Origin of the sequence: Brachybacterium avium, assembly GCF_002216795.1 — a bacterium.
GTDB classification, from domain to species: domain Bacteria; phylum Actinomycetota; class Actinomycetes; order Actinomycetales; family Dermabacteraceae; genus Brachybacterium; species Brachybacterium avium.
This window is the reverse complement of record NZ_CP022316.1, coordinates 352,214-376,572: the sequence shown is the minus strand read 5'-3', so window position 1 is coordinate 376,572 and position 24,359 is coordinate 352,214. Positions and strand designations below refer to the sequence as shown.

Below are 24,359 nucleotides of genomic sequence, written 5' to 3'. Positions count from 1 at the left end.
GCGTATGCGCATCGCTCGATTCACCACCGGTGACGACCCCATGTACGGCATCGTCCAGTCCAAGGACGGCCAGGACATGGTCTACGGGATCACCGGGGACCCCCTGTACACAGAGATCCGCCCCACGGGCACCATCGTGCCGCTTCAGGATGTGCGCCTGCTGGCGCCCGTCATCCCGCGCTCGAAGGTGGTGTGCGTGGGGCGGAACTATGCCGCCCACGCCGCCGAGATGGGCGACGAGCTGCCCGGGCAGGCCCTGTTCTTCCTCAAGCCCAACACGGCGGTCGTCGGCCCCGGCGATCCCGTCGTGATGCCCGCCTACTCGCAGGAGGTCAGCCTCGAGGCCGAGCTCGCCGTGGTCATCAAGCGGATGGCCAAGGACCTCGCCCCTGAGCAGGTTGCGGATCACGTGCTCGGATACACCTGTGCCAACGACCTCACCGCGCGGGACGCCCAGCGCGCGGAGAACCAGTGGTTCCGGGCCAAGGCCTTCGACACCTCCTGCCCGATCGGGCCCTGGATCGAGACCGATCTCGACCACTCCTCCCTCGAGATCTCCAGCACCGTCGACGGCGAGACCGCCCAACAGGGCTCCACCGCGGACATGGTCCGCTCGGTCGCCGAGCTGATCTCCGAGATCTCCTCCGTCGTCACCCTGCTGCCCGGCGACCTGGTGCTCACCGGCACCCCCGCCGGCGTGCGCACCGTCCCCGCCGGTTCCACCGTGGACATCACCATCGAGGGCATCGGCACCCTGTCCAACCCGATCGTGCGCCGCTGAGCGCCATGCCGGCCCCCACCATCCCGACCACTCCAGGAGTCCCTCGCGTGACCACTGTCCCCGCCTCGAGCCCCGCCCCGACCGCCGAGGTCAGGGTGCGCTTCTGCCCCAGCCCCACCGGCACCCCGCACGTGGGCATGGTGCGCACCGCCCTGTTCAACTGGGCGCATGCCCGTCACCACGGCGGCAAGCTGATCTTCCGGATCGAGGACACCGACGCCGCCCGCGACAGCGAGGAGTCCTATCACCAGCTGCTCGAGGCGATGCGCTGGCTCGGCATCGACTGGGACGAGGGCGTGGAGGTGGGCGGCCCCGATGGCCCGTACCGCCAGTCCCAGCGCGGGGACATCTACCAGGACGTCATCGAGAGGCTCAAGGCCTCCGGCCACATCTACGAGTCCTTCTCCACTGCGGAGGAGATCGTCGAGCGGCACCGGGCCGCCGGCCGCGACCCGCAGCTGGGCTACGACGGCTACGACCGTGACCTCACCGAGGCGCAGAAGGCCGCCTTCCGGGCCGAGGGACGCGAGCCCACCTGGCGGCTGCGGATGCCCCAGGAGGACCTCACCTTCACCGACATGGTTCGCGGAGAGATCACCTTCAGGGCCGGCTCCACCCCGGACTTCGTGGTGGTGCGCGCGAACGGGAAGCCGCTGTACACGCTGGTGAACCCGATCGACGACGCGCTCATGCGGATCACGCACGTGCTGCGCGGCGAGGACATCCTCTCCTCCACCCCACGGCAGATCGCCCTCTACCGGGCACTGATCGAGATCGGTGTGGCCGAGCGCGTCCCCGAGTTCGGGCACCTGCCGTATGTGATGGGGGAGGGCAACAAGAAGCTCTCCAAGCGCGATCCGCAGGCCAATCTGTTCCACTACCGTGATCAGGGCTTCACGCCCGAGGGCATGGTCAACTACCTCGCGCTGCTGGGCTGGGGCTTCAGTGCCGATGAGGACATCTTCAGCCGTGAGCAGCTCGTGGAGCGCTTCGACGCCTCGGACGTGAACCCGAACCCGGCTCGCGTCGATCTCAAGAAGGCGACCGCGATCAACGCCGATCACATCCGGTTGCTGCCGGAGGCGGAGCTCGCCGCGCGGCTGCTCCCGTACCTCCAGGCCGCAGGGGTGCTGGGCGAGCAGATCACCGAGCAGCAGCGTGCCCTGGTCACCGCGGCCACCCCGCTGGTCCAGACCCGCATGAACCTGCTCGGCGAGGCGCCGGATCTGATGGGTTTCCTGTTCATCGCCGATGAGGACCTGGTGGTGCAGGATGATGCGCTGAAGAAGCTCGGGGATGATCCGGTCGCCGTGCTCGACCGGGCGATCACCGAGATCGAGGCGGTCCCTGCCGATACCTTCGCCGCCGCCGCGCTCGAGGACGCCCTCCGGACGGCGATCATCGAGGAGATGGGCATCAAGCCGCGTCTGGCCTTCGGGCCGCTGCGCAGCGCCATCTCGGGCCGGCGGGTCTCGCCCCCGCTGTTCGAGTCGATGGAGCTGCTGGGCAGGGCCTCGAGCCTGGCGAGGCTGCGCTCCCTCCGCGATCGGCTCGCGGCAGCAGCCTGAGCTCAGGGGCGCTGTGGGGCGGCGTGCTCAGCCTCACAGCGCTCAGGGCCCTTCTCGCTTTGTCATGGCGGAGAAGACCCGGTAGAGTCTTACCTCGGTACGGCAACGAAGTTCAGTCCTGGAAGTCCTCGAAATCCACTCGGGGAACGGAGTGGAAAGAGCGGAAAGCGTGCTTTGACCATGGGGTATGGTGTAATTGGCAACACAACGGTTTCTGGTACCGTCATTCTAGGTTCGAGTCCTGGTACCCCAGCGCTTCGCGGCTTCCTCGGAAGTTGCGCAGTCCGCGCCCCGTTCGTCTAGCGGCCTAGGACGCCGCCCTCTCACGGCGGTAACACCGGTTCAAATCCGGTACGGGGTACGACGCGAGATCGCAAGAGATCGCTCCGGCCCCGTTCGTCTAGCGGCCTAGGACGCCGCCCTCTCACGGCGGTAACACCGGTTCAAATCCGGTACGGGGTACGAAAAGGAGCCGGCACCTTCGGGTGTCGGCTCCTTCTGCATTCGGTTGCCGAATTCGGCCGCAGGCCACCTGAAGCGCAGGGTATCGTCGTGATATGGAACACAGCACGGGTCCCCGCATCACGGTCGGTGTGTTCGATGCCGACGAGTCCGATCAGGCGGTCCGCTGGGCGGCCCGCCACGCCGACGCAGTCGGCGGCAGCCTCCATCTCGTCCACGCCTTCGTGTGGACCGAGCTCGATGTCAACATCGACCCGATCTCGGGGATGGCCGGTTCCGGGTTCCGGGGCGCCGCCCATGCCCTGATCCAGGACGCCGTCGCACTCGTGCGCGAGAGCGGGGTCGACGTTCCGGTGACGTCCGAGATCGTCGACGGCAATGCCGTGCCGGTGCTGGTCGAGGCCAGTGAGGAATCCGATCTGCTGGTGCTCGGCGGCCGCGGCCTGGGTCGGCTGATGACGCTGATCGTGGGCTCCAAGAGCCTCGCCCTGGCGGCGCGGGCGCACTGCCCGGTGGTGGTGGTGCGAGGGCGGATCGACGGGAGCGGTCCCATCGGGCTGATCCACCACGACATGGCCACCGAGGTGGTCACGCGCGCGGCGGATCTCGCCGAGGCCTACGGGCGGGACATCCATCTCGTGGTGCGGCCGGAGACCACGCCGGAGGAGGCCCAGGAGATCCTCGCCGGAGTCGCACAGCGGATCGCCGCGACCCACCCCTCGGTGTTCGTCAGGGATGTGCGGATCGCCGCTTCGGATACTCCCAAGGAGCTGGTCCAGGCCAGCGAGGACGCCAGCATGATGGTGGTCGCGGGGGAGCGGTCCCCCGGGGCCGGGGGCAAGGTCTCCGCCCCGCGCCAGCTGGTGAACGTGCTGCGCTTCGCCAACACCCCGGTCTGGATCGAGCGGGACTGAACGGGTTCGTGCTGGGCCCGGCGCTCAGGAGCCCGAGCGACGCAGCAGCTCGGTGAGATGGTTCGCCGAGCTCATCACGGAGGCGGCATGCAGGCGACCCGGCTGGCGGGTGATCCGCTCGATCGGACCTGAGATGCTCAGCGCAGCGACCACGCGACCGTTGGGTCCGCGCACCGGCGCGGAGACGGATCCCACCCCGGGCTCCCGCTCGCCGATGGACTGCGCCCAACCGCGTCGGCGCACTGCCGAGAGCTGCGTGGCGGTGAATCGGGCTCCGAGCAGACCGCGGTGGAGGCGGTCCGGCTCCTCCCAGGCCAGCAGGATCTGGGCTGCGGAGCCGGCGCGCATGGTCAGCGCGGATCCCAGGGGCACCGAATCGCGCAGCCCGATCGGCCGCTCCGCTGCGGCCACACAGATGCGGTGCTCGCCCTGGCGACGATAGAGCTGGGCGGATTCCCCGGTATGGTCCCGCAGCGCTGCCAGCACCGGCCCTGCCGAGGCCAGCAGGCGGTCCTCGCCGGCTGCGGCGGCCAGCTCGCCCAGGCGCGGGCCGAGGACGAAGCGGCCCTGCATGTCCCGGGCGACCAGATGGTGGTATTCGAGCGCCACTGCGAGCCGGTGGGCGGTGGGCCGGGCGAGGCCTGTCGACTGCACGAGCTGGGCGAGCGTGGCGGGGCCCGCCTCCAGGGCGCCGAGCACGATCGCCGCCTTGTCCAGCACGCCGACGCCGCTGCCGTTCTCCTCCGAGGTCTTGTCCATGGTCCGATACTGCCGTCTTATTGTGTGAGACGCAAGTGCGCCGCATCGTGGACCGGCACACTATGGAACGAGCGCTCGCACCCCGAGCGCCGCACAGCATTCAGGGACGTGCCCGCACCACGGGCGCAGGGAAGGATCGACATGGCGGGGACCCTCGCGGAGAAGGTCTGGGCGGATCACGTGGTCCGTCGCGGTGAGAACGGTGAGCCGGACCTGCTGTACATCGACCTCCAGCTTCTGCACGAGGTCACCAGCCCGCAGGCCTTCGACGGCCTGCGCCAGGAAGGGCGGGCCCCGCGCCGCATCGACCAGACGATCGCGACCGAGGACCACAACACCCCCACCATCGACATCGACAAGCCCATCGCGGACATCACCTCGCGCACCCAGATCGACACCCTGCGGCGCAACGCCGAGGAGTTCGGTGTGCGCATCCACTCCCTGGGAGACAAGGAGCAGGGGATCGTGCATGTCGTCGGCCCGCAGCTGGGCCTGACGATGCCGGGCATCACGGTGGTGTGCGGCGACTCCCACACCTCGACCCATGGGGCCTTCGGGGCGCTCGCCTTCGGTATCGGCACCAGCGAGGTCGAGCATGTGCTGGCTACCCAGACCCTCCCGCTGAACCCCTTCAAGACCATGGCGGTCACCGTCACCGGAGCGTTGAAGCCCGGGGTCACCGCGAAGGACATCATCCTCGCGGTGATCGCGAAGATCGGCACCGGTGGGGGTGCGGGCTATGTGCTCGAGTACCGCGGTGAGGCGATTCGCGACCTCTCCATGGAGGGGCGCATGACGATCTGCAACATGTCGATCGAGGCCGGAGCCCGCGCCGGCATGATCGCACCGGACGAGACCACCTTCGAGTATGTCCGGGACCGACCCCACGCGCCGCAGGGCGGGGACTGGGACGAGGCCGTCAGCTACTGGCAGACGCTGCGCTCGGACGACGACGCCGTCTTCGACGCCGAGGTGGTCATCGACGCCGACACGCTCGAGCCCTTCGTCACCTGGGGCACCAACCCCGGTCAGGGACTGCCGCTGTCCGGTCGGGTCCCCGCCCCCGAGGACTTCGTCGACGAGACCGATCGCTTCGCCGCCGAGCGCGCCCTGGCGTACATGGACCTGGTCCCCGGCACCGCGCTGAAGGACATCAAGGTCGACACCGTCTTCATGGGCTCGTGCACCAACGGCCGCATCGAGGACCTGCGCGCCTTCGCCTCCGTCCTGGAGGGCCGCACGAAGCACCCGGACGTGCGGGTGCTGGTGGTGCCGGGGTCGGCGCGGGTGCGGCTGCATGCCGAGCAGGAGGGCCTGGACAAGGTGTTCCTCGCCTTCGGCGCCGAGTGGCGTCAGGCCGGCTGCTCGATGTGCCTGGGCATGAACCCCGACCAGCTGGCTCCGGGCGAGCGCGCCGCCTCCACCTCCAACCGCAACTTCGAGGGCCGCCAGGGCAAGGGCGGACGCACCCACCTGGTCTCGCCCGTGGTGGCCGCGGCCACCGCCGTGCGCGGGACCCTGTCCTCCCCGTCGGACCTCGGCGCGGACACCGCGCCCTCCGACCTCCAGCCCGTCGCCTGACCTGCCACCCCAGGAGTTCCGCCATGGAAGCCTTCACCACCCACACCGGCATCGGCGTCCCGCTGCGCCGCAGCAATGTCGACACCGACCAGATCATCCCCGCCGTCTACCTCAAACGCGTCACCAAGACGGGCTTCGACGACGGCCTGTTCCACGCCTGGCGCACCAACGACCCCGAGTTCGTGCTGAACCAGCCCGCCTACGCCCAGGGCTCGGTCCTGGTGGCCGGCCCCGACTTCGGCACCGGCTCCTCCCGTGAGCACGCCGTCTGGGCGCTGCGGGACTACGGCTTCAAGGCGGTGCTCTCCACGCGTTTCGCGGAGATCTTCCGGGGCAATGCCGGTAAGCAGGGCCTGGTCGCAGGGATCCTCTCCCAGGACGATCTCGAGCAGCTGTGGAAGATCCTGGAGGAGAACCCGGGCACCGAGGTGACCGTGGACCTGGAGAACCGTCAGGCCCATGCCGGGGACAGCACCTTCCGCTTCGAGGTCGATGACTACACCCGCTGGCGCCTGATGGAGGGTCTGGACGATATCGGCCTGACTCTGCGCCACGAGGAGGACATCACCGCCTTCGAGGCGACGCGACCCGCCTGGATGCCGAAGACCCTGCCCGCCCGCACCGCCGACTGAGGCTCGCCTCCCGGCTCCCGCCGGTCTCGCTCCGGTATGGTGACCCGGTCAGAGACGGACGTCCGCGGACGTCCGACCGTCGAGGCAAGGACACCATGAGTTCGACATTCCATGTGCGCGGAGGACGCCCCCTCGACGGTGAGATCACCGTGCGCGGGGCGAAGAACCTGGTCTCGAAGGCGATGGTCGCAGCCCTGCTGGGCGAGTCTCCCAGCGTCCTGCGGTCGGTGCCCGACATCAGCGACGTCCGGATCGTCTCGAACCTGCTGTCGATCCACGGCGTCAAGGTCGAGAACGACATCGCCGCCGGCACCTTGAAGCTGGACCCCTCGAACGTCGAGCGGGCGCACGTGGTGGACATCGACGCGCACGCCGGCAGCTCGCGGATCCCGATCCTGTTCTGCGGGCCGCTGCTGCACCGCCTGGGCGAGGCGATCATCCCCGATCTCGGCGGATGCCGGATCGGGGACCGTCCGATCAACTACCACCTCGATGTGCTGCGCAGCTTCGGGGCGGTGGTCGACAAGCGCGAGATGGGCATCTACATCACCGCCCCGAACGGTCTGCGCGGCACGAAGATCCATCTCGAGTATCCGAGCGTGGGGGCCACCGAGCAGGTGCTGCTCACGGCGGTCCGTGCGCAGGGCATCACCGAGCTCACCAATGCCGCGGTCGAGCCGGAGATCGAGGACCTCATCGCGGTGCTGCAGAAGATGGGCGCTCTCATCTCTCTGCAGACGGACCGGACGATCACGATCGAGGGTGTCGAGACCCTGGGCGGCTACCAGCACACGGCGTTGGGTGATCGTATCGAGACCGGATCCTGGGCCTGTGCCGCCCTGGTGACCAAGGGCGACGTCTTCGTGCGCGGCGCCGAGCAGAAGCCGATGGCGACCTTCCTCAACGTCTTCCGCAGGGTGGGCGGCGGGATCGAGATCCGCGAGGACGGCATCCGCTTCTTCCATCCCGGCACGGCCCTGAAGGCGATCGCTCTGGAGACCGACGTCCACCCCGGCTTCATGACCGACTGGCAGCAGCCACTGGTGGTCGCGCTCACGCAGGCCGACGGCATCTCCATCCTCCACGAGACCGTCTACGAGAACCGCCTCGGATTCACCTCGGCGCTGAACGACATGGGTGCACGCATCCAGGTGTACCGCGAATGCCTGGGCGGCTCGAGCTGCCGCTTCGGTCGCAGCAACTACAACCACTCCGCAGTGGTCTCCGGCCCGCACGCCCTCCACGGCGCCGACATCACCGTGCCGGACCTGCGCGGCGGCTTCTCCTACCTGATCGCAGCGCTGGGCGCCGAGGGGACCTCCACCATCCGCGGCATCGATCTCATCGACCGCGGCTACGAGTCCTTCCGCGAGAAGCTCTCGGCGCTCGGCGCCGAGTACTGGGAGGAGGACTGAGGATGAGCGAGGTGTCTGATCAGGACCGGATCACCGCAGCGATGCCCGGAGCCGCCGGCTCCCTGGCGCTGCGGGACATCCCGATCCCCGACTACTGCGATGTGGTGATCGTCCCCACCTCCGGCGTCGAGGAGACCGATCCGCGGGTCTGGGCCGAGGCGATCTTCTCCCACGAGAACACCCCGCTGTCCTCCCGCGGGCTGCGGGCTCTGCGCGACGAGGCGATCCGTCTCTTCGACATGGTGCCACCACCCCAGAAGGAGCTGCTCACCGACGAGGTGGTGGGCTCCGAGGCGCTGATCATCGACGACGACGAGAAGCTCACGGTCCGCATCGGGGTGGCACTGCTGCCCGGCGGCGACCTGCTGCAGGTCACCACCGCAGTGAAGTACCGCACCGTCCGCGGCCGGCTCTCCTTCGCCCCGCGCCGGCTGATGCACGCCGCTGCGGTCAACACCCTGGCGCGCCGCGCTCCGACCACTCTGCGCCGCCGCGCCCTGGCGAGCAACCCACGGGCGGCCTCGCTGACCGGGCAGGTCTCGCGCAAGGCATTGGGCCGGGGCCCCTCGGCGCGGCGATGAGGGGCCTGCTGCGCAGCTGGGACGTGGGCACGGCCCGGATCCCGCAGCGGAGGGCGGGCACCGTCATCGGCCTCGCCCAGCTGCCCCTGCGCCCCCTGCTCACCCTGCTCGCCCGGCCCCGCTGGGTGGGCACCGATCAGCTGCCCGCCACCGGCGCGATGATCGCCTGCGGCAACCACCTCAGCGCCTTCGACGCCTTCGGGTACGGCCATCTGCTGCAGGCCAGCGGGATCGCGCCGCGCTTCCTGGCCAAGGACTCTCTGTTCCGCATCCCGGTGTTGGGGACGCTGCTGCGCGCCGCCCGCCAGATCCCCGTGCGCCGCGGCACCTCCCGCGGCGGCGACGCCCTCGACGATGCCCGGGCGGCGCTCGGCCGCGGCGAGCTGATCATGGTCTTCCCCGAGGGCACCTACACCCGGGACCCCGAGCTGTGGCCGATGCAGGCACGGCTCGGCACGGCGCGGCTCGCCCTGGAGACCGGGGCGCCGCTGCTGCCGATCGCGAGCTGGGGCGGCCGCGCCCTATGGCCCGTCGGCTCCCCGCTGCCGCGACCCCGGCCCGGCCGGCACGTGCAGATGCTGGTGGGCGAGCCGTTCACCGTCTCCCTGGACCAGGCCGAGACCTTCCAGCAGGGCGCGCTGCGGGTCTCCGAGGAGCTGATGACGCGCATCGCGGCGCTGCTCGGACAGCTGCGCGGCCAGGCGCCGCCCTCCGTGCTGCATGACGGCCGCCGGGACGCCCATCGCCCCGAGATGGGGGCACCCCAGCGCGGGTACCGAGCATTCACGCAGGACTCGGCATGACCCCCGCACCGACGCCAGACCGTCGGCTGGCCGTGCTCGGCGCCGGCAGCTGGGGCACCACCTTCGCCCGCGTCCTCGCCGACGGCGGGGCGGAGGTCGCGCTCTGGGCCCGCCGCGAGGAGATCGCTCGCGAGATCCGCGAGCAGCACCGCAACAGCGCATACCTCCCGGACCACCGCCTGCCCGAGACGGTTCACGCGACCTCCGACCTCGAGGAGGCGCTCGACGGCGCGGACGGAGTGGTCATCGCGATCCCCGCCCAGTCCCTGCGAGGGACCCTGGAAACATGGCCGGCCCTGCCCGCAGTCCCGGTGCTGTCCTTGACCAAGGGCATCGAGCGCGGCACCGATGCGCGGATCAGCGAGGTCATCGCTGCGGCCGGGGGAGCGGCACCGCAGCGCATCGGAGTGCTCTCGGGCCCGAACCTCTCTGCCGAGATCGCCGAGCGCCGCCCCTGCGCGAGCGTCGTCGCGGCCCCCTCCCAGGAGCTCGCGGAGATCTTCGCCGCCTGGTGCACTGCGCCCTATCTGCGCGCCTACACCTCCACCGACGTGATCGGGGTCGAGATCGCCGGCGCGGTGAAGAACGTCATCGCGATCGCGGTCGGGGCGGCGGTCGGTCTGGGCCACGGCCACAACACCACGGCCAGCCTGATCACCCGCGGCCTGGCGGAGATCACCCGGCTGGGCGTCGCCCTCGGCGGCCGTCCGGAGACATTCTCTGGCCTGGCCGGGCTGGGCGACCTGGTCGCGACCTGCGCGTCCCCGCTGAGCCGCAATCACCGCCTGGGGCTGGCCCTCGGCCAGGGACTGGATGTCGAGGCGGCCGCTGCCGCGGTGGGCCAGACCGCCGAAGGGGTGGCCACCGCCCGGGCGGTCGCGGATCTCGCCGCCCGGATCGGGGTGGACATGCCGATCACGCGCGCTGTCGTCGCCGTCGTGGACCATGGGGAGAGCATCGATGAGGTCACCACGGCCCTGTTGTCCCGCTCAGTCCGCCCGGAATGAATATCCTCGGAAGCATGAGAACCACCGTCGCCCTTCTGTTCGGCGGCCGCAGCGGCGAGCACGGCATCTCGTGCGTCACCGCCGGCGGCATCCTGGCCGCGATCGATCGTGAGCGCTTCGAAGTGATCGCGCTCGGCATCACTCGTGACGGCCGCTGGATCCATGTCTCCGATGACCCCAGCGACTGGACGCTGGTCGACGGCCGGGCCCCGGAGGTCGATCCGGCCGGGAACGAGGTGCTGCTGCCGGATTCCCGTCACCTCCCCGGGCAGCGGATCACGCTGCGCACCGTGCGTGAGGGCAGGGTCCACGACCTCGCGGACATCGACGTCCTCTGGCCGCTGCTGCACGGCGCCTATGGCGAGGACGGCACCGTCCAGGGCATGCTCGAGATGCTCGACATCCCTTATGTGGGCAGCGGCGTGCTCGCCTCGGCCGCGGCGATGGACAAGGCTGCGACGAAGCTCGTGCTGCGCGCCGCCGGCCTCGAGTGCGCCCCCGGCATCGTCGTGCACGAGGACGACTGGGCGAACGAGTCCCACCGGGTCGCCACCTACCTGCGCAACACCCATCCGCTGCCCTGGTTCGTCAAGCCCGCCCGGGCCGGGTCGAGCCTCGGGGTGACCCGGGTGAGCGACCCCAAGAAGCTGGAGTCGGCGATCGAGAGCGCCTTCGCCGAGGATCCCAAGGTCCTGGTGGAGGAGGGGCTCGACGCGCGCGAGGTCGAATGCGGTGTGCTCGAGGGCCGGGACGGGCGCGAACCCAGCACCACCCTGCCGGGGGAGGTGAAGGTCGGCGCGGATCTCGAGTTCTACGACTACGAGGCGAAATACTTCGGCAAGGGCACCGTGAGCATCGACGTGCCGGCCGCGCTGCCCGACGCCGTGCTCGAGGAGGCTCGCGAGGTCGCCTGCCGCGCGTTCCGGGCGCTGGGCCTGGAGGGCCTGGCGCGGGTCGACATGTTCGTCACCTCCGACCACCGGGTACTGGTCAATGAGGTCAACACGATGCCAGGCTTCACCCCGTACTCGATGTTCCCGGTGCTCTGGGAGAACATGGGGCTCAGCTACGCGGATCTCATCGCCGAGCTGATCGAGCAGGCCCGCTCCCGCCGCCTCGGCGTGCGCTGAGCACTACTGGCTGAGCACTACTGGGTGTCGCCGGGGCCGATGCAGCGATCCGTGGCCTCGATGGTCCGGCTGATCACCTGAGAGAGGTCCAGTGCCGCGCCGGAGGGCTGATCGGGGGCGGCAGACCGCGGCACCGACACGTCGATCGCCGGCTCGCGGCCATACGTGGTGTACAGGAACACGTCGCCCTCGAGCTCCCGCACGATCCAATCCACCTCCACTCCGCTGCCGTCGGCGAGCGTGGTGCACTGATCCGTGGTGGGACCGGGCGGAGTGACTCCGCAGCGCAGCACGATGGTGTCCGCGCCGCTGCCCCAGGCCGCGGTGCCCTGGCTCGAGGTCTCCGCGCGGGTCATTCCCAGCACCTCAGGCGGGGCCCCGAGGATGATGTCGGCGCAGGTCGGGTTCGCGGCATCCGGCCCGGGCGGCACCTGCACGGTCCCGCAGGAGACGAGGGCGAGGGCCATCAGGCCGGCGGCGGGCAGGGCGAGCAGACGAGAGCGGAGCACCCGGCGAGCCTACCGGGCCCGGCCTCGGGCACACTGGGTGCATGGCGAGTTCCACCCCCGCGGCGAAGCCGCGCTCCTGGCACGCATGCTCCCGCACCTGCAGCTCGGTGCGGAGATCGAGGTGGGGCCCGGCGACGACGCCGCCGTGGTGCGACTGCCGTCCCCGCGTTTGGTGGTCACCACCGACACCCTGGTCGAGGGCCACGACTTCCTCGGCCATGCCACCACCGCGCGCTGGATCGGTCGCAAGGCTGCGGTTCAGAACCTCGCCGACGTGGCGGCGATGGGTGCAGCGCCGCTAGCGCTGGTGGTCGCGATCTCCGCCCCGGCCGATACCCCGGCCGCCGTCTTCGAGGAGCTCACGATCGGCCTCACGGCACGCGCCGAAGCCGACGGCGCAAGCATCGTCGGCGGCGACCTCGGCCGTGCGGGACAGCTGACCATCACCGTCACCGCAATGGGCTCCCTGCCCCTGGACCAGGAGCCCGTGCGACGTTCCGGAGCCCTGCCCGGGGACGTCGTCGCGATCGGTGCCCCCCGCCTGGGCCGCTCCGCCGCCGGTCTCGCCCTGGTGCTGGGAGAGAGGGCCCTGGTCAGGGCAGGAGAGGACGGCAGACCGACGATCATGCTCCGCAGCATCCAGGACTCCTCCGCGGCGGATCTCCTGCGATGGCACGACGCTCCGGACCCTGACCTCTCCCTGGGCTGGACCGTCGGCCGCAGCGCCCGCGCCATGATGGATCTCTCCGACGGCCTGGTCCGTGACGGCCGCCGCCTCGCCGCCGCCTCGCACGTCACCCTCGATCTGGACCGCGCGGCGCTCGCCCCCGACGTCGAGCAGCTCACCGGGCTCGCTGCGGAGCTCGGCGCCGATCCCTGGTCCTGGGTCCTCCACGGCGGCGAGGAGCACGCGATGCTCGCCTGCTTCGCCCCCGGCGCCGTGCCGGACGGCTTCCGACCCGTCGGTCAGGTCCTGGCCCCCACGGCGCACGGCCCCGAGGTGCTGCTGGACGGCGCACCGATCGAGGGGGCCGGCTTCGACCACTTCGGCTGAGCCCCGATAGGCTGTCGAGCGGTGCTCCTCCGAGCACCGCCACGATCTTCCGGAGGTTCTTCCATGCCGTTCACCGTCAAGGCTCTGCAGAAGACCGGACCCGAGCAGCCGTTCCGCGTCACCACTATCGAGCGCCGCGACCCGCGCCCCGATGACGTCGTGATCGATATCCGCGCCGCCGGGATCTGCCACAGCGACATCCACACCATCCGCAACGAATGGGGCGAGGCCAGCTTCCCGCTCACCGTCGGCCACGAGATCGCGGGCGTCGTCTCCGCCGTCGGCGCGGACGTCACCGACTGGAAGGTCGGGGACCGGGTGGGCGTGGGCTGCCTGGTGAACTCCTGCGGGACCTGCGAGGAGTGCCGCGCCGATCAGGAGCAGAACTGCCTGGAGGGCAATGTCGGCACCTACAACGCGACCGATGTCGACGGCACCGTGACCCAGGGCGGCTACGCCGAGAAGGTCGTGGTCAACGAGCGCTTCGTGTGCCGCATCCCCGACGAGCTCGCCTTCGATGCCGCGGCCCCGCTGCTGTGCGCCGGCATCACCACGTACTCCCCGCTGCGCCGCTGGGGCGCCGACACACCCGTCGACGGCCGCGCCAAGCGGGTCGCCGTCCTGGGCCTGGGCGGGCTCGGCCATATGGGCGTGCAGATCGCTGCGGCGATGGGCGCCGAGGTCACCGTGCTCTCCCGCTCGCTGAAGAAGGAGCAGGACGCCCTCGCGCTCGGTGCGACGCGGGTGCTGTCCACCACCGAGGAGAACTTCTTCCGCGAACACCGCGGCGAGTTCGATCTGATCCTCAACACCATCAGCGCCTCCATCCCGGTGGACCGCTACCTGCGCCTGCTCACCCCCCGCGGCGTGATGGCGGTGGTCGGCCTGCCCCCGGAGAAGCAGCCGGTCGGCTTCGGATCGCTCATCGGCGGCGCCAAGGTGCTGGCCGGCTCGAACATCGGCGGCATCGCCGAGACCCAGGAGATGCTCGACTTCTGCGCCGAGCACGGCCTCGCCGCAAAGGTCGAGGTCATCGGCATCCACGAGGCCGATGCCGCCTACGACCGCGTGGTCGCCGGGGACGTGCACTTCCGCGCCGTGATCGACACCGCGACCTTCGCGGACGCCGCCGCGGAGTGAGCGCGGCGCGGAGGTTCCGCCCCGCGACGCCGGTCGACGCCGAGCGTGACGGCCACCGCTTCGAGTGGCTGAAGCCCGACGGCTGGCGGGTGGGCTTCCGCGCCCTGGTGCTCGAGCTCGAGAGTGCGGGCGATGGCGCGACGGTGATCGGCGTCGGCTGCATCGGCCCGAACACCGTCCATCCCGGCCGCGATCTGGTGGAGCTCGAGATCGATCCCGCGCACCGCCGCCAGGGCCACGGCACAGCGCTTCTTCGCGAACTCGGCACATACAGCAATAATCCGCTGTCCAACAAGGTCGAGCCCGGTTCGGAACGCGACGGATTCCTGCGTGCCCAAGGTGCAGTGACCTACCTTGAGGTTCCGCTGCTGCGCGTCGATGTCGCCGCGGCTCGCACCGCCCGCTGGTGCGCCGCGGTGCGAGGGGCGACGGATGTGCGAGGAGCCCGCGCGGTGCCGTGGACCGTGCTGCCCCGCCAGCAGCTCGTCGACGCTCTCACGGACCGCTACGCCTGGCAGCACGCCAGCTGGTCGCCCACGGCGCCCCGTGAGGTGATTCGCCCCGAGGTGGGCGAGGAGTTCTACGAGGAGTCCGTGCGGGAGCACTCCTGGGCCGCGGTCCGCGACGGTGAGATCACGGCGCTCGCGGACCTCTACAGCACGGACGACGACGAGGGCATGCCCGTCGGCCCTCGCCGCGAGGGCGCGCTCGAGGCCGTCGACGCAGCCGCCCCGCAGGCCCGGGCCGATGTCGCCCTCTGCCTTGCCGCGATGCTCGAGGACCTGCGCGAGATGGGAGTCCGGTCGCTGGACCTGGACAACCACCCCACCGACCCGCACACCGCCCCGCTGCTTGCCACCTTGGATCGCACCGAGGTCGACCCGGTGCGGCTGGTCGAGATCCCGAACGGCCTCACCGCGGTGCTGCGCGAAGTCCTCTGACGCTCAGCGCAGCCGGCGCACCGGCAGATCGGTCTCCACCACGACCCCGTCAGCGCCGCGCTCGATCCGCGTGACCCGGGCCCCGTCGATCTCGGCGACCGCCTCGACGAGCTCGGTGCCGCGGAAGAGCAGCCCGGTGCCGTCGTCGGTGCACAGTGCGGGGCCCAGAGTCCGCTTGGTCACCAGCTCGTGCAGCAGCGGCCTTCGCCGGTCCTCGGAGTCCATGTGCACCCCGTTGGCACCGGGCAGGAAGCCCAGTCCGTTCGTCACCGGCTGCAGGTCGGGGCCGAAGGAGTCGGTGACCCCGCCCTCGAACCAGCAGATCGATCCTGCGGAGATGCCGGCCAGCACCACGCCGTCCTGCCAGAGCCGGCGGAGGATCTCCGGCAGCTCGTGAGCCCGCCACACCGCGAGCAGGTTCACCACCGAACCGCCGTTGACCCAGATCACGTCGAAACCGCGCAGGTAGCCTTCGATGTCCTCGACGTTCGGCTGCGGGAACAGGCTCAGATGGTGCAGGACGTATCCCGCCTCTCGTGCCGCCTCCTCCATATCGCGTTGGAAGCTCCTGTCGTCGCCGTTCGCGGTGCCGAGGTGGCAGATCTGCGGCGGTCCGTCGGCGCGGGGACGACGTTCCTGAGAGAGCTCGAGCGCGAAGGCCATCATCGGCCCGAATCCGAAGCGCAGGCGGGGGTGCGGGCGATAGCCGGCGCTGGTGGCCAGGATGGTGGGTGCTGACGCGGGCATCGGTTCTCCTCGGTGGTCAGATGCACGAGAGCCCCCACCCGATCGGGTGAGGGCTCTCGCGGATGAGTCCTGAAAGGTCTCGCTCAGGCGCCGAGCGTGCTGACCTTGCCTGCCTTGAGGCAGGAGGTGCACGCGTTCACGCGCTTGCTGGTGCCGTTGATCACAGTGCGGACCGACTGGATGTTCGGGTTCCAGCGACGCGAGGTGCGGCGGTGCGAGTGAGACACGCTCTTGCCGAAGCGCGGGCTCTTGGCGCAGATGTCACACGTGGAAGCAGCCACTGTCGTCTCCTGGTACGTCGATGTTCTGATCGCGGTGCCCGCTCCACCCCCGCGCCGGAACGGCGGGGTCGGTGACCTGGGTGAGCACGGAGGTGCGAGCCCCCGGCGGTCAGGGCAACCACGGAATCATAGCCCACATGACGGTCTCCCTGAAGGGGAGGGGCGCTCCGAGGCGCTGTGGATTCCGCCACAGCGTCACAGGGCAGTGGCACGATGGGGCCTCGCAGGTCGCACTGTACGGGACCGCGCACACCGAGCACGAGGAGACGCCCGCATGGCCAGGAGGCAGGAGACCGCGCGCGGCTCGATGCCGCTGAAGGAGCTGCTGATCCGCAAGGAGTCCACGGCGATGGCCTCCTTCGGCGTGCGCGACCTGGACACCATGATGCGCTTCGCCCCCCGGCGCTACGTGGTCCCCGCCCCGCTGCGCTCCCTGCACGAGGTGAGCCAGGGCGAGGAGGTCAGCGCCGTGGTCTCGGTGGTCTCCGTCCGCGACCGTGCCATGCGCAGCCGCTACGGAGTCATCCTCGAGGTCGTCGTCTCCGACGGCATCGAGGAGATCACGCTGACCTTCTTCCTCACCAAGCAGCATCTGGTCGACTGGCACCGCAGCAGGCTCCCGGTGGGCGAGCTCATCATCGTGCACGGCACCGTCGGCTACGACCATTACCGCCAGGCCCTGCAGATCACCCATCCGGCGTACGAACCGGTCGAGGACACCGACGAGGGCCGGGCGTGGGCCCAGCGGCCGCGGCCGGTCTATCCCCTGCGGCAGAACATCGCGCAGCCGACCATGCGCTCGGCCGTCGAGAAGGGGCTCGAGTTCGCCGGCTCCCTCAGCCGCCCCGTCCCCGAGGAGGTGATCTCCCGCCGCGGCCTGCCGCCCCTCGAGGAGGCTGTGCGCCTGGTCCACGTCCCGCTGACGGTCGAGGACACTCGCCGCGGCATGGGCCACCTCCGCTTCGAGGAGGCCTTCATCCTGCAGGCGGTCTTCGCCCAGCGCCGCGAGCAGGACGAGCGCACCCCCGCGCCCGTGCTCGCCGCCGAGGGGCCGCTGCAGGGGCTGTTCGATGCGCGTCTGCCCTTCACCCTCACCGAGGGCCAGCGCGAGGTCGGCGCACGGATCGAGGAGCGGATCGGCAACGGCCATCCCACCAGCGTGCTGCTGCAGGGCGACGTCGGCTCCGGCAAGACCGTCGTCGCGCTGCGCGCCATGCTCCGCGCCGTGGACTCCGGCCATCAGGCCGCGCTGCTCGCCCCCACCGAGGTGCTCGCCGAGCAGCACCATCGCACCCTGCTCACCCTGCTCGGCGATCTCGCACGGGCCGGGCAGCTCGACGGGCACGAGGCGGCGACCCGCGTGCGCCTGCTCACCGGGTCCCAGCGCACCGCCGGTCGCCGGGAGACGCTCCTGGACGTCACCTCGGGACAGGCCGGGATCGTGGTGGGCACCCATGCGCTGCTCACCGAATCCGTGGAGTTCGCCTCGCTGGGCCTGGTGGTGATCGACGAGCAGCACCGCTTCGGGGTCGATCACCGCCGGCGCCTGCGCACCAAGGGGCCGGCGGGGCAGAGCCCGCACGTCATCGTCATGACCGCGACCCCGATCCCGCGCACCGCGGCCCTGGCCACCGTCGGCGACCTCGATGTGCTCTCCTTGCGCGAGAGCCCCGGACTGCGTGCGGGGGTCACCAGCTTCGTGGTCCATGAGAAGCTCCCGGCATGGCGGCAGCGCATGTGGCAGCGCGCCGCGGAGGAGGTCGCAGCGGGTCGGCAGGTGTTCGTGGTCTGCGCCCGCATCGACGAGGATGATGCCGCAGACGACGCCCCCGCCCCGCCGGAGTTCGACGAGCACGGCACGGAGAAGCCGCCGACCCTCGAGCCGGCCCGCGGTGTCACCCAGACCGCGCAGCGCCTGGCCGGGCGCCCCGAGCTCGCCGGCGCCCGGTTCGGCATCCTCCATGGCCGCCTGACCGGCGAGGAGAAGCAGGAGGTGATGGCGCAGATGGTGCGCGGCGAGATCGACGTCCTGGTCTCCACCACGGTCATCGAGGTGGGCGTCGACGTGCCCAATGCCTCGACGATGATCGTGCTGGACGCGGAGCGCTTCGGCGTCTCCCAGCTCCACCAGCTCCGCGGCCGCGTGGGCCGCGGCGAGCATGCCGGCATCGCCTTCTTCGACACCACGGCGGAGGTCGGCGCGGAGCATTCCCAGCATCTCCAGCGCATCGCCGACGCGGTCGACGGCTTCGCACTCGCCGAGCTCGACCTGCGCCGCCGCGGCGCCGGCGATCTGGTGGGGGAGGAGCAGTCGGGCCTGCAGCGCACCCTCAAGCACCTGGACGTGATGCGCGATGCCCGCGCCATCGAGCAGGCGCGGGAGGATGCCTTCGCGGTCATCGCCGCCGACCCCGAGCTCGCCGACCATCCCGCTCTCGCAGGCGCCATCGCGGACCGCCTGCGGGATGCCGACCCCGACGTGGAGAGGAGCTGACATGCCGCGCATCGTCGCAGGCCAACTCGGGGGCCGCACTATCCCCGGGCCGCCCGGCGCGGGCACCCGCCCCACCTCGGACAAGGTCCGCGAGGCCCTGTTCAACCGTCTCGAGGGCTGGGGCGCCCTTGCCGGCGCCCGGGTGCTCGACCTCTATGCGGGCACCGGCGCGCTCGCCTTCGAGGCGCTCTCCCGCGGCGCCGAGCACGCCCTGCTGGTCGAGCTGCACGGCCCGACCGCCAGGCAGCTGCGCCGCACCGCTGCGGAGCTCGGGCTGACGGATCGCACGGAGATCCGCTCGGGGAAAGCGGCGAGCGTCTCCGGCCAGCTCGCTGCTCAGCACACCGCCGATCCTGCGGTGCCCTCCGCCGACCTCGTCTTCCTCGATCCGCCCTATGACGTCCCCACCGAGGCGCTCGAGCAGATGCTCATTACCCTGCACCCCGCACTGGCCGACGACGCGCTGATCGTCGTGGAGCGCTCCTCGCGCACCCGCCCGCTCGAATGGCCGCAGGGGTGGGCCGACGACGGCACCAAGCCCTATGGCGAGACCGTGCTGCAGTTCGGCGGCCCGGCCTGAGAGGCCGGGTCTCCCGTTCGCTCGGTCGTCGTGCAATGACAGGCTCTGTCCACAATTCTCAGCCGCGGCTTGCATCGTCCAAAACAATGTGCATATCTCACCGTGTGTGCGATGAGCTGGCGAATTGCCACCGCTCGTGCAGCGAATGCGTAAAGCGGGGCGTTGCCGAGACCGGTCGTCGGCGGAGTTGACCTGCGAGTATCCACAATATGTGTGTTCCCTGTGGAAAGCTGAACATTCCTCCACACTCCTCGGTTATCCACATTTTCGTCGAGAATGCTCGCATCCCCTGGCGTTAGCCGATCGTGTGTTCTAAAGTGAATCACGTAGATATCGCGAACGGTCCGTGGAGCGGACGGAGCGGTGGATCGACATCGAGGTCACGAAGGGGGCGTCATGGAGCATCGCGCCGACCCCTCCTCCGTCCCGACTGCGTCGAGGGGCTCCAGGGCCCGCTACGGGGAACCTCCCCGCAAGCCTGTGGAGGCGCGCACCCCGCTCACCGTGGAATCTCTCGTCGACCGTGCCGAGGTCACCCCTCGCACGCCGGAGTCCGCGACTGTGCTGCGCATCTTCCAACGGCGCCGCGAGGAGCACGCCGCCCTCTTCGTGGCGGAGATGCGAGACCTCGCCTCCCTGTGGTCGGAGGACGACGAGCACGATGAGAAGGCGCTCCACGCCCTGGCCGCCGCGGTAGGACTGCGCACCAAGCTCACGCGCGGCGAGGACCGGCTGCGCGACGCCCACGTCGCCCTCACTGACCTGCCCTCCTGCTTCGCGCGGGTGGGAGAGGGGGCCCTGCCCGTCGAATGGTTCGAATGGCTGATCCGCAGCGTGCTGCGCCTGTCACCGCACCAGCGGCGTCAGGTCGACGAGCGGGTCGCCGCATGGCAGCTCGAGTCGATCGACGTCGAGCGCTTCTACCGCGAGCTGCACGCTCTCGTCGTCTGGTTTGGGCGCGCTGCCGTGCAGGAGACCCCGCAGGAGCAGCGCTCGGTGTCCCTCGCGCCGTCCTCCGACGGTGACGGCACCGCCTGCCTCATGATCCGTGGGCCGATCCCCGAGATCTCCGCCTTCGGTCAGCGGCTCGACGCCGCCGCCCGCGCAGTCCAGGATGCCCAGCGCCGCGCCCTCGACACCGGAGCACCGATCGCCTTCGACCTCGATGGGGTGGCCGCTCGGGAAGGACGCCAGCTGTCGCTCTCGGCCCTGCAGTACGCGATCGCGGTCCGCTCGCAGCTCGATACCGGGGCCGTCCAGGTGCCGGACCCCGCTTTCCGACTCTCCCTCGTGGTTCCGGTGCTGACCCTCCTCGGGCGCTCGAACGCGCCTGCGACCCTGGACGGCACGATCCCGATCCCGCCCCGCATGGCGCGCGAGCTGGCCGCCAAGGCGCCGACCTTCGAGCGCGTGCTCACGGATCCCGTCACGGGGGAGTACCTGCCCTCCGCCTCACGCACCTACCGCCCCTCCGCGGCGATGGCCGAGAATCTCCGACTGATCGACCCCGTCTGCGCGGTCCCCGGCTGCAGCCGCAACGTCATGACCGTCGGCGAGATGGACCACATCGAGGAGTTCGATCTCGAGGCCCCCACCCACGGCGGGCCGACCAGCATCGAGAACCTGCATCGCCTGTGTCGCCGCCACCATCGGATGAAGTCAGCAGGCCTGCTCGACCCCGTGCGCGAGCGCGAGACCGGGGCGACCCGCTGGCGGCTCGCCGATACTGCGGTCTGCGACGTCGCGGCGAACACCGACCTGGTCACCCGCGAGCTCGCCGACCGCCTCCGGGCCGCCTGGCAGCGATACGGCGATGAGCTCGAGTTCGAGGCGATGATCAGCACCGGTGCCTTCGACGAGTCGCGGGCCGAGGACGCCGACCAGGCTGAGGCATACCGGTGGGGATGCCACCTGATCGATTACTACTCACGCACCGAGTACGACGAGGCCGACGATCCCGGCCCACCGCCGCTGACACCCCTGCCCGGCCAGGGACCACCGCCATACTGATCACCGCCGTGCCGCTCTGCGCAGCAGTGCCTGCGGCGATACCCTGCACCGATGATACCCGCACTCGCCGAGCTCGACTGGCCCCTGCACACCGACCGCCTCGAGCTGCGCCCGGGTCGGGAAGAGGATGCCGCGGCCATCTGGCCCTGGTACCGGATGCCCGAGGTCCAGGAATGGACCACCACGCTGAGTCCCACCCTCGCGGAGCACCAGGAGCACTGGGTCCGCACGCTCGGATCCGCCGTCGTCGGCCTGCACGAGGGCACGGTCGTCGCCGTCGGCAAGGTCGACCGGCAGGACGCCTGGTCCCAGACCGACATGAAGGAGCGGGCCGCCGGGCAGCAGGCCGAGCTGGGATGGGTCCTCGATCCCACGGTCCACGGCCGGGGCCTCGGCACCGAGTTCGCCACCGCCCTGCTCAACCTGGCCTTCGACGGGCTGGGCGTGCGCCGCATCGAAGCCGCCTGCTTCGCCGAGAACCTCGCCTCGCGCCGCGTCATGGAGAAGATCGGGCTGCGGCTCGAGGGCGTCTTCTACGAGGACTCCCTGCACCGCAGCGGCCGCTGGCTCGACGGCATGTCCTACGCGCTGCTGGCGAGCGAGTACCGGGGGCGGAGGGCCTGAGCACTCCGCCCCGGGCAGACGTCCCGGCACGAATCCCCTCTCGCCATGCGGCATGGCCCCTGAGAGACTGAGGCCATGATGCGACTCAGCGCGACCTTCACCGTCGACCTCCTCCCCGGCGAGGACCTGCCCGCGGCGGACGGCCGCTACGACCTCAGCAAGACCTGGACCGGCGACCTCGAGGGCACCAGCTCCGGGCTCATGCTCACCTCCGGTGACCCCGTCACGGGCAGCGCCGGATACATCGCGCTCGAGCGGTTCGAGGGGGTGCTCGACGGCCGACGGGGCACAGTCACCTTCCACCAGCTGGGCACCATGGCCGACGGCCAGCCGACGCTGGAATACGTGATCGCCCCGGGCTCAGGCAGCGGAGAGCTCACTGGTCTCCAGGGGACCCTGAGCATCGAGCGGATCGACGACGACGGCATCCACCACGTGAGCCTCGACCTCGTCTGAGCCACCCAGCCGTCGCGCATTAGAGTGGCGTCATGAGCACCGTCGTCCTGCCCGGCTCGTTCGACCCTTTTACCCTGGGGCACCTCGACCTCACTCGTCGGGCCGCCGCGCTCGGTCACCGGGTGATCATCGCGGTCTCCCACAACCCCTCCAAGCGGGGGCTGCTGGACCTCGAGGCGCGCACCACCTCGATCACCCGGACCCTCGCGCAGGAGGACCTCTCCGGTACGGTCGAGGTGCGCACTCTCCCCAAGGGCCTGCTCGTCGACTTCTGCCGCGAGGTGGGTGCCCAGGCCGTGGTGCGGGGGCTGCGCTCCCAGCTCGATCTCGCCTACGAGGAGCCGATGGCGAGGATGAACCATCACCTTGCCGACGTCGACACCGTCTTCCTGCTCACCGACTCGGCCTGGTCGCATATCTCCTCCTCCCTGGTGAGGGAGGTCCACGCCCTCGGCGGCGACGTCTCCGACATGCTGCCCGGCCCCTCCCTGGATGCGCTGCGCACCGCCGCGGCCGTGTCCTGACCGACCCCACGAACGAACAGGATCTTCACCGATGTCTTCCGAGAACACCCCGACCACGACGCTCGATACCGTCCTGCGGTTCGACGCGGTCGACCTCGTCGGCCGCACCGGCTCCCACCGCCGCATCGAGCGGACCGTCCCCGCCCCGCCCCGGGAGGCGGGCGGCGTCGCGATGCAGGTCCCCGAGGGCGAGGACATCGCCGTCGAGGCCGAGCTCGAGTCCGTGGTCGAAGGGATCTACGCCCACGGCACCGTCACCGCGCACCTTGCGGGCGAGTGCTCCCGCTGCCTGGACCCCGTCGAGCAGGACGTCGCCGTGCGCCTCGACGAGCTGTTCATGTTCCCCGAGAAGGTCAAGGCCGACGAGAAGGAGGACACCACCCTCCTCGAGGCCGACGAGGTCAACCTCGGCCCGCTGGTGCGCGATGCCCTCGCGATGGAGGCCGATGAGCGCCCCCTGTGCCGCGAGGACTGCCCGGGCCTGTGCAGCCAGTGCGGATTCCGCATGGAGGACGATCCCGACCACCACCACGACATCATCGACCCCCGCTTCGCCGCACTGCAGGGGCTGCTCGAGGATCCGGCCGACACCCAGCAGGGCGAGGAGGCCTGATGGCGCGCAGGCGCCGCGCCACCGAGGCCGCCGCCCCGCAGGGCCTGCTGGACCGGCTCCCGCTGGATGCCGGTCAGGGGGCAGACCTGCGCGAGTCCGGGCTGCTCGAGCTGGCGCTGACCCACCGCTCCTTCTCCTACGAGCACGACTCGCTGCCCCATAACGAGCGGCTCGAGTTCCTGGGCGATGCCGTGCTGCAGCTGGCCGTCACCGAACACCTCTACGCGACCCATCCCACGCTGCCCGAGGGTGACCTCGCCCGCCGCCGCGCTGCGACCGTGAGCACCCGGGCGCTCGCCGTGATCGCCTCCAAGCTCGACCTCGGCGCCTACGTGAGACTGGGCCGCGGCGAGGACCTCACCGGCGGCCGGGCGAAGTCCTCGATCCTCGCCGACACCACCGAGGCCGTGATCGGCGCGGTCCACCTCGCGCTCGGCCAGGATGTCTCCCGCCGCTTCGTGCTCGATCTGCTGCGGCCACTGCTGGACTCCGACGAGTTCCTCGAGACCGGCTACGACTTCAAGTCGCGCCTGCAGGAGATCGCTGCCGCGGAGGGCTCGGGCGTCAGCTATGCGCTCACCGAGGCGGGCCTCGAGCACAAGAAGACCTTCACGGCCACCGTCACGGTGCCGGGCATCGTCACTGCCAGCGGCGACGGGGCCTCGAAGAAGGACGCCGAGCTCGCCGCCGCCCAGAACGCGGTGCGCGGCATCCTCGCCGAGCGGGGCGAGCCCCTGATCCCGCGGGGCTGAG

The 24,359-nt window shown here is 70.6% G+C and carries 25 protein-coding genes and 3 tRNA genes; 24 read left to right on the top strand and 4 right to left on the bottom strand.

The genetic code is table 11. The features are described 5' to 3' along the window. Nucleotides 1-4 precede the first annotated feature (4 nt). From CFK39_RS01735 to CFK39_RS01710, 6 genes are all read left to right on the top strand, one after another. Nucleotides 5-781, top strand: coding sequence for a fumarylacetoacetate hydrolase family protein (locus tag CFK39_RS01735; protein WP_089064020.1), 777 nt, complete (start codon nucleotides 5-7; stop codon nucleotides 779-781). A 137-nt stretch (nucleotides 782-918) separates the two neighbouring features. After that, nucleotides 919-2,349: a glutamate--tRNA ligase gene (gltX, locus tag CFK39_RS01730; RefSeq protein WP_245822980.1), complete on the top strand. Its 1,431-nt coding sequence runs from the start codon at nucleotides 919-921 to the stop codon at nucleotides 2,347-2,349. 181 nt (nucleotides 2,350-2,530) lie between these two features. After that, nucleotides 2,531-2,602, top strand: a tRNA-Gln gene (locus tag CFK39_RS01725). A 35-nt stretch (nucleotides 2,603-2,637) separates the two neighbouring features. Next, nucleotides 2,638-2,710: transfer RNA gene (locus CFK39_RS01720), tRNA-Glu, on the top strand. A gap of 28 nt (nucleotides 2,711-2,738) precedes the next feature. Continuing rightward, a tRNA-Glu gene (locus CFK39_RS01715) sits at nucleotides 2,739-2,811 on the top strand. A 95-nt stretch (nucleotides 2,812-2,906) separates the two neighbouring features. After that, nucleotides 2,907-3,725 (top strand): universal stress protein, encoded by an 819-nt coding sequence (locus CFK39_RS01710; RefSeq protein WP_089064018.1) that lies wholly within the window; start codon nucleotides 2,907-2,909, stop codon nucleotides 3,723-3,725. A gap of 24 nt (nucleotides 3,726-3,749) precedes the next feature. Here the strand turns inward: CFK39_RS01710 and CFK39_RS01705 are convergent, their stop codons facing one another. Further along, nucleotides 3,750-4,484, bottom strand: a complete 735-nt coding sequence (locus CFK39_RS01705) for an IclR family transcriptional regulator (protein ID WP_089064017.1) — start codon at nucleotides 4,482-4,484, stop codon at nucleotides 3,750-3,752. A gap of 141 nt (nucleotides 4,485-4,625) precedes the next feature. Between CFK39_RS01705 and leuC the strand changes: the two genes are divergently transcribed. The 7 genes from leuC (at nucleotide 4,626) to CFK39_RS01670 (ending at nucleotide 11,633) form a co-directional block, all read left to right on the top strand. Beyond that, on the top strand, nucleotides 4,626-6,065 hold the full coding sequence (gene leuC / locus CFK39_RS01700; protein ID WP_089064016.1) for a 3-isopropylmalate dehydratase large subunit: 1,440 nt from the start codon (nucleotides 4,626-4,628) through the stop codon (nucleotides 6,063-6,065). A gap of 23 nt (nucleotides 6,066-6,088) precedes the next feature. Next, entirely contained in the window at nucleotides 6,089-6,697 is a 609-nt protein-coding gene (gene leuD / locus CFK39_RS01695) for a 3-isopropylmalate dehydratase small subunit (protein ID WP_089064015.1), read from the top strand. A 95-nt stretch (nucleotides 6,698-6,792) separates the two neighbouring features. Further along, nucleotides 6,793-8,112 (top strand): UDP-N-acetylglucosamine 1-carboxyvinyltransferase, encoded by a 1,320-nt coding sequence (murA, locus tag CFK39_RS01690; protein WP_089064014.1) that lies wholly within the window; start codon nucleotides 6,793-6,795, stop codon nucleotides 8,110-8,112. A gap of 2 nt (nucleotides 8,113-8,114) precedes the next feature. Next, nucleotides 8,115-8,693, top strand: a complete 579-nt coding sequence (locus CFK39_RS01685; RefSeq protein WP_245822806.1) for a DUF2867 domain-containing protein — start codon at nucleotides 8,115-8,117, stop codon at nucleotides 8,691-8,693. After that, nucleotides 8,690-9,496: a lysophospholipid acyltransferase family protein gene (locus CFK39_RS01680; RefSeq protein WP_089064013.1), complete on the top strand. Its 807-nt coding sequence runs from the start codon at nucleotides 8,690-8,692 to the stop codon at nucleotides 9,494-9,496. Before CFK39_RS01685 ends, CFK39_RS01680 begins: the two co-directional genes overlap by 4 nt. Then, complete coding sequence (locus tag CFK39_RS01675) at nucleotides 9,493-10,503, top strand: NAD(P)H-dependent glycerol-3-phosphate dehydrogenase (RefSeq protein WP_089064012.1); 1,011 nt, start codon at nucleotides 9,493-9,495, stop codon at nucleotides 10,501-10,503. Before CFK39_RS01680 ends, CFK39_RS01675 begins: the two co-directional genes overlap by 4 nt. Before the next feature lie 14 nt (nucleotides 10,504-10,517). Beyond that, on the top strand, nucleotides 10,518-11,633 hold the full coding sequence (locus CFK39_RS01670) for a D-alanine--D-alanine ligase family protein (RefSeq protein ID WP_089064011.1): 1,116 nt from the start codon (nucleotides 10,518-10,520) through the stop codon (nucleotides 11,631-11,633). 17 nt (nucleotides 11,634-11,650) lie between these two features. Here the strand turns inward: CFK39_RS01670 and CFK39_RS01665 are convergent, their stop codons facing one another. Further along, nucleotides 11,651-12,142: a DUF3515 domain-containing protein gene (locus CFK39_RS01665; RefSeq protein WP_089064010.1), complete on the bottom strand. Its 492-nt coding sequence runs from the start codon at nucleotides 12,140-12,142 to the stop codon at nucleotides 11,651-11,653. 85 nt (nucleotides 12,143-12,227) lie between these two features. Here CFK39_RS01665 and thiL point away from each other — a divergent pair, with 85 nt between their 5' ends. The 3 genes from thiL (at nucleotide 12,228) to CFK39_RS01650 (ending at nucleotide 15,277) form a co-directional block, all read left to right on the top strand. Continuing rightward, nucleotides 12,228-13,196: a thiamine-phosphate kinase gene (gene thiL, locus CFK39_RS01660; protein ID WP_089066237.1), complete on the top strand. Its 969-nt coding sequence runs from the start codon at nucleotides 12,228-12,230 to the stop codon at nucleotides 13,194-13,196. Nucleotides 13,197-13,259: 63 nt separating this feature from the next. Then, complete coding sequence (locus CFK39_RS01655; RefSeq protein WP_089064009.1) at nucleotides 13,260-14,336, top strand: NAD(P)-dependent alcohol dehydrogenase; 1,077 nt, start codon at nucleotides 13,260-13,262, stop codon at nucleotides 14,334-14,336. Beyond that, nucleotides 14,333-15,277, top strand: a complete 945-nt coding sequence (locus CFK39_RS01650; RefSeq protein ID WP_089064008.1) for a GNAT family N-acetyltransferase — start codon at nucleotides 14,333-14,335, stop codon at nucleotides 15,275-15,277. Before CFK39_RS01655 ends, CFK39_RS01650 begins: the two co-directional genes overlap by 4 nt. Nucleotides 15,278-15,280: 3 nt before the next feature. Here CFK39_RS01650 and CFK39_RS01645 read toward each other — a convergent pair whose 3' ends face one another. Both CFK39_RS01645 and rpmB read right to left on the bottom strand, forming a co-directional pair. After that, on the bottom strand, nucleotides 15,281-16,024 hold the full coding sequence (locus tag CFK39_RS01645; RefSeq protein ID WP_089064007.1) for a Type 1 glutamine amidotransferase-like domain-containing protein: 744 nt from the start codon (nucleotides 16,022-16,024) through the stop codon (nucleotides 15,281-15,283). Nucleotides 16,025-16,107: 83 nt separating this feature from the next. Beyond that, the gene (rpmB, locus tag CFK39_RS01640; protein WP_089064006.1) at nucleotides 16,108-16,305 is read right to left on the bottom strand and encodes a 50S ribosomal protein L28; all 198 of its coding nucleotides are present in this window, start codon (nucleotides 16,303-16,305) and stop codon (nucleotides 16,108-16,110) included. Nucleotides 16,306-16,579: 274 nt separating this feature from the next. Here rpmB and CFK39_RS01635 point away from each other — a divergent pair, with 274 nt between their 5' ends. From CFK39_RS01635 to rnc, 8 genes are all read left to right on the top strand, one after another. Continuing rightward, nucleotides 16,580-18,799, top strand: coding sequence for an ATP-dependent DNA helicase RecG (locus CFK39_RS01635; RefSeq protein WP_089064005.1), 2,220 nt, complete (start codon nucleotides 16,580-16,582; stop codon nucleotides 18,797-18,799). 1 nt (nucleotide 18,800) lies between these two features. Beyond that, complete coding sequence (gene rsmD, locus CFK39_RS01630) at nucleotides 18,801-19,379, top strand: 16S rRNA (guanine(966)-N(2))-methyltransferase RsmD (protein WP_245822804.1); 579 nt, start codon at nucleotides 18,801-18,803, stop codon at nucleotides 19,377-19,379. A 504-nt stretch (nucleotides 19,380-19,883) separates the two neighbouring features. Beyond that, on the top strand, nucleotides 19,884-21,389 hold the full coding sequence (locus CFK39_RS01625; protein ID WP_245822801.1) for an HNH endonuclease signature motif containing protein: 1,506 nt from the start codon (nucleotides 19,884-19,886) through the stop codon (nucleotides 21,387-21,389). 51 nt (nucleotides 21,390-21,440) lie between these two features. Then, the gene (locus CFK39_RS01620) at nucleotides 21,441-22,013 is read left to right on the top strand and encodes a GNAT family N-acetyltransferase (protein ID WP_089064002.1); all 573 of its coding nucleotides are present in this window, start codon (nucleotides 21,441-21,443) and stop codon (nucleotides 22,011-22,013) included. A 75-nt stretch (nucleotides 22,014-22,088) separates the two neighbouring features. Next, the gene (locus CFK39_RS01615) at nucleotides 22,089-22,469 is read left to right on the top strand and encodes a DUF3224 domain-containing protein (RefSeq protein ID WP_089064001.1); all 381 of its coding nucleotides are present in this window, start codon (nucleotides 22,089-22,091) and stop codon (nucleotides 22,467-22,469) included. 32 nt (nucleotides 22,470-22,501) lie between these two features. Further along, nucleotides 22,502-22,993: a pantetheine-phosphate adenylyltransferase gene (gene coaD / locus CFK39_RS01610; RefSeq protein ID WP_089064000.1), complete on the top strand. Its 492-nt coding sequence runs from the start codon at nucleotides 22,502-22,504 to the stop codon at nucleotides 22,991-22,993. Between the two features lie 31 nt (nucleotides 22,994-23,024). After that, nucleotides 23,025-23,606, top strand: a complete 582-nt coding sequence (locus CFK39_RS01605) for a YceD family protein (RefSeq protein ID WP_089063999.1) — start codon at nucleotides 23,025-23,027, stop codon at nucleotides 23,604-23,606. Beyond that, nucleotides 23,606-24,358, top strand: coding sequence for a ribonuclease III (gene rnc / locus CFK39_RS01600; RefSeq protein WP_089063998.1), 753 nt, complete (start codon nucleotides 23,606-23,608; stop codon nucleotides 24,356-24,358). The genes CFK39_RS01605 and rnc overlap by 1 nt, the downstream gene beginning before the upstream one ends. Nucleotide 24,359: the final 1 nt, after the last annotated feature.

Bases quoted from the DNA above. Each gene is read 5' to 3' on its own strand.
- CFK39_RS01735 (WP_089064020.1), top strand. From the start codon at position 5: ATGCGCATCGCTCGATTCACCACCGGTGACGACCCCATGTACGGCATC.
- gltX (WP_245822980.1), top strand. From the start codon at position 919: ATGGTGCGCACCGCCCTGTTCAACTGGGCGCATGCCCGTCACCACGGC.
- CFK39_RS01710 (WP_089064018.1), top strand. From the start codon at position 2,907: ATGGAACACAGCACGGGTCCCCGCATCACGGTCGGTGTGTTCGATGCC.
- CFK39_RS01705 (WP_089064017.1), bottom strand. From the start codon at position 4,484: ATGGACAAGACCTCGGAGGAGAACGGCAGCGGCGTCGGCGTGCTGGAC.
- leuC (WP_089064016.1), top strand. From the start codon at position 4,626: ATGGCGGGGACCCTCGCGGAGAAGGTCTGGGCGGATCACGTGGTCCGT.
- leuD (WP_089064015.1), top strand. From the start codon at position 6,089: ATGGAAGCCTTCACCACCCACACCGGCATCGGCGTCCCGCTGCGCCGC.
- murA (WP_089064014.1), top strand. From the start codon at position 6,793: ATGAGTTCGACATTCCATGTGCGCGGAGGACGCCCCCTCGACGGTGAG.
- CFK39_RS01685 (WP_245822806.1), top strand. From the start codon at position 8,115: ATGAGCGAGGTGTCTGATCAGGACCGGATCACCGCAGCGATGCCCGGA.
- CFK39_RS01680 (WP_089064013.1), top strand. From the start codon at position 8,690: ATGAGGGGCCTGCTGCGCAGCTGGGACGTGGGCACGGCCCGGATCCCG.
- CFK39_RS01675 (WP_089064012.1), top strand. From the start codon at position 9,493: ATGACCCCCGCACCGACGCCAGACCGTCGGCTGGCCGTGCTCGGCGCC.
- CFK39_RS01670 (WP_089064011.1), top strand. From the start codon at position 10,518: ATGAGAACCACCGTCGCCCTTCTGTTCGGCGGCCGCAGCGGCGAGCAC.
- thiL (WP_089066237.1), top strand. From the start codon at position 12,228: ATGCTCCCGCACCTGCAGCTCGGTGCGGAGATCGAGGTGGGGCCCGGC.
- CFK39_RS01655 (WP_089064009.1), top strand. From the start codon at position 13,260: ATGCCGTTCACCGTCAAGGCTCTGCAGAAGACCGGACCCGAGCAGCCG.
- CFK39_RS01645 (WP_089064007.1), bottom strand. From the start codon at position 16,024: ATGCCCGCGTCAGCACCCACCATCCTGGCCACCAGCGCCGGCTATCGC.
- CFK39_RS01635 (WP_089064005.1), top strand. From the start codon at position 16,580: ATGGCCAGGAGGCAGGAGACCGCGCGCGGCTCGATGCCGCTGAAGGAG.
- rsmD (WP_245822804.1), top strand. From the start codon at position 18,801: ATGCCGCGCATCGTCGCAGGCCAACTCGGGGGCCGCACTATCCCCGGG.
- CFK39_RS01620 (WP_089064002.1), top strand. From the start codon at position 21,441: ATGATACCCGCACTCGCCGAGCTCGACTGGCCCCTGCACACCGACCGC.
- CFK39_RS01615 (WP_089064001.1), top strand. From the start codon at position 22,089: ATGATGCGACTCAGCGCGACCTTCACCGTCGACCTCCTCCCCGGCGAG.
- coaD (WP_089064000.1), top strand. From the start codon at position 22,502: ATGAGCACCGTCGTCCTGCCCGGCTCGTTCGACCCTTTTACCCTGGGG.
- CFK39_RS01605 (WP_089063999.1), top strand. From the start codon at position 23,025: ATGTCTTCCGAGAACACCCCGACCACGACGCTCGATACCGTCCTGCGG.
- rnc (WP_089063998.1), top strand. From the start codon at position 23,606: ATGGCGCGCAGGCGCCGCGCCACCGAGGCCGCCGCCCCGCAGGGCCTG.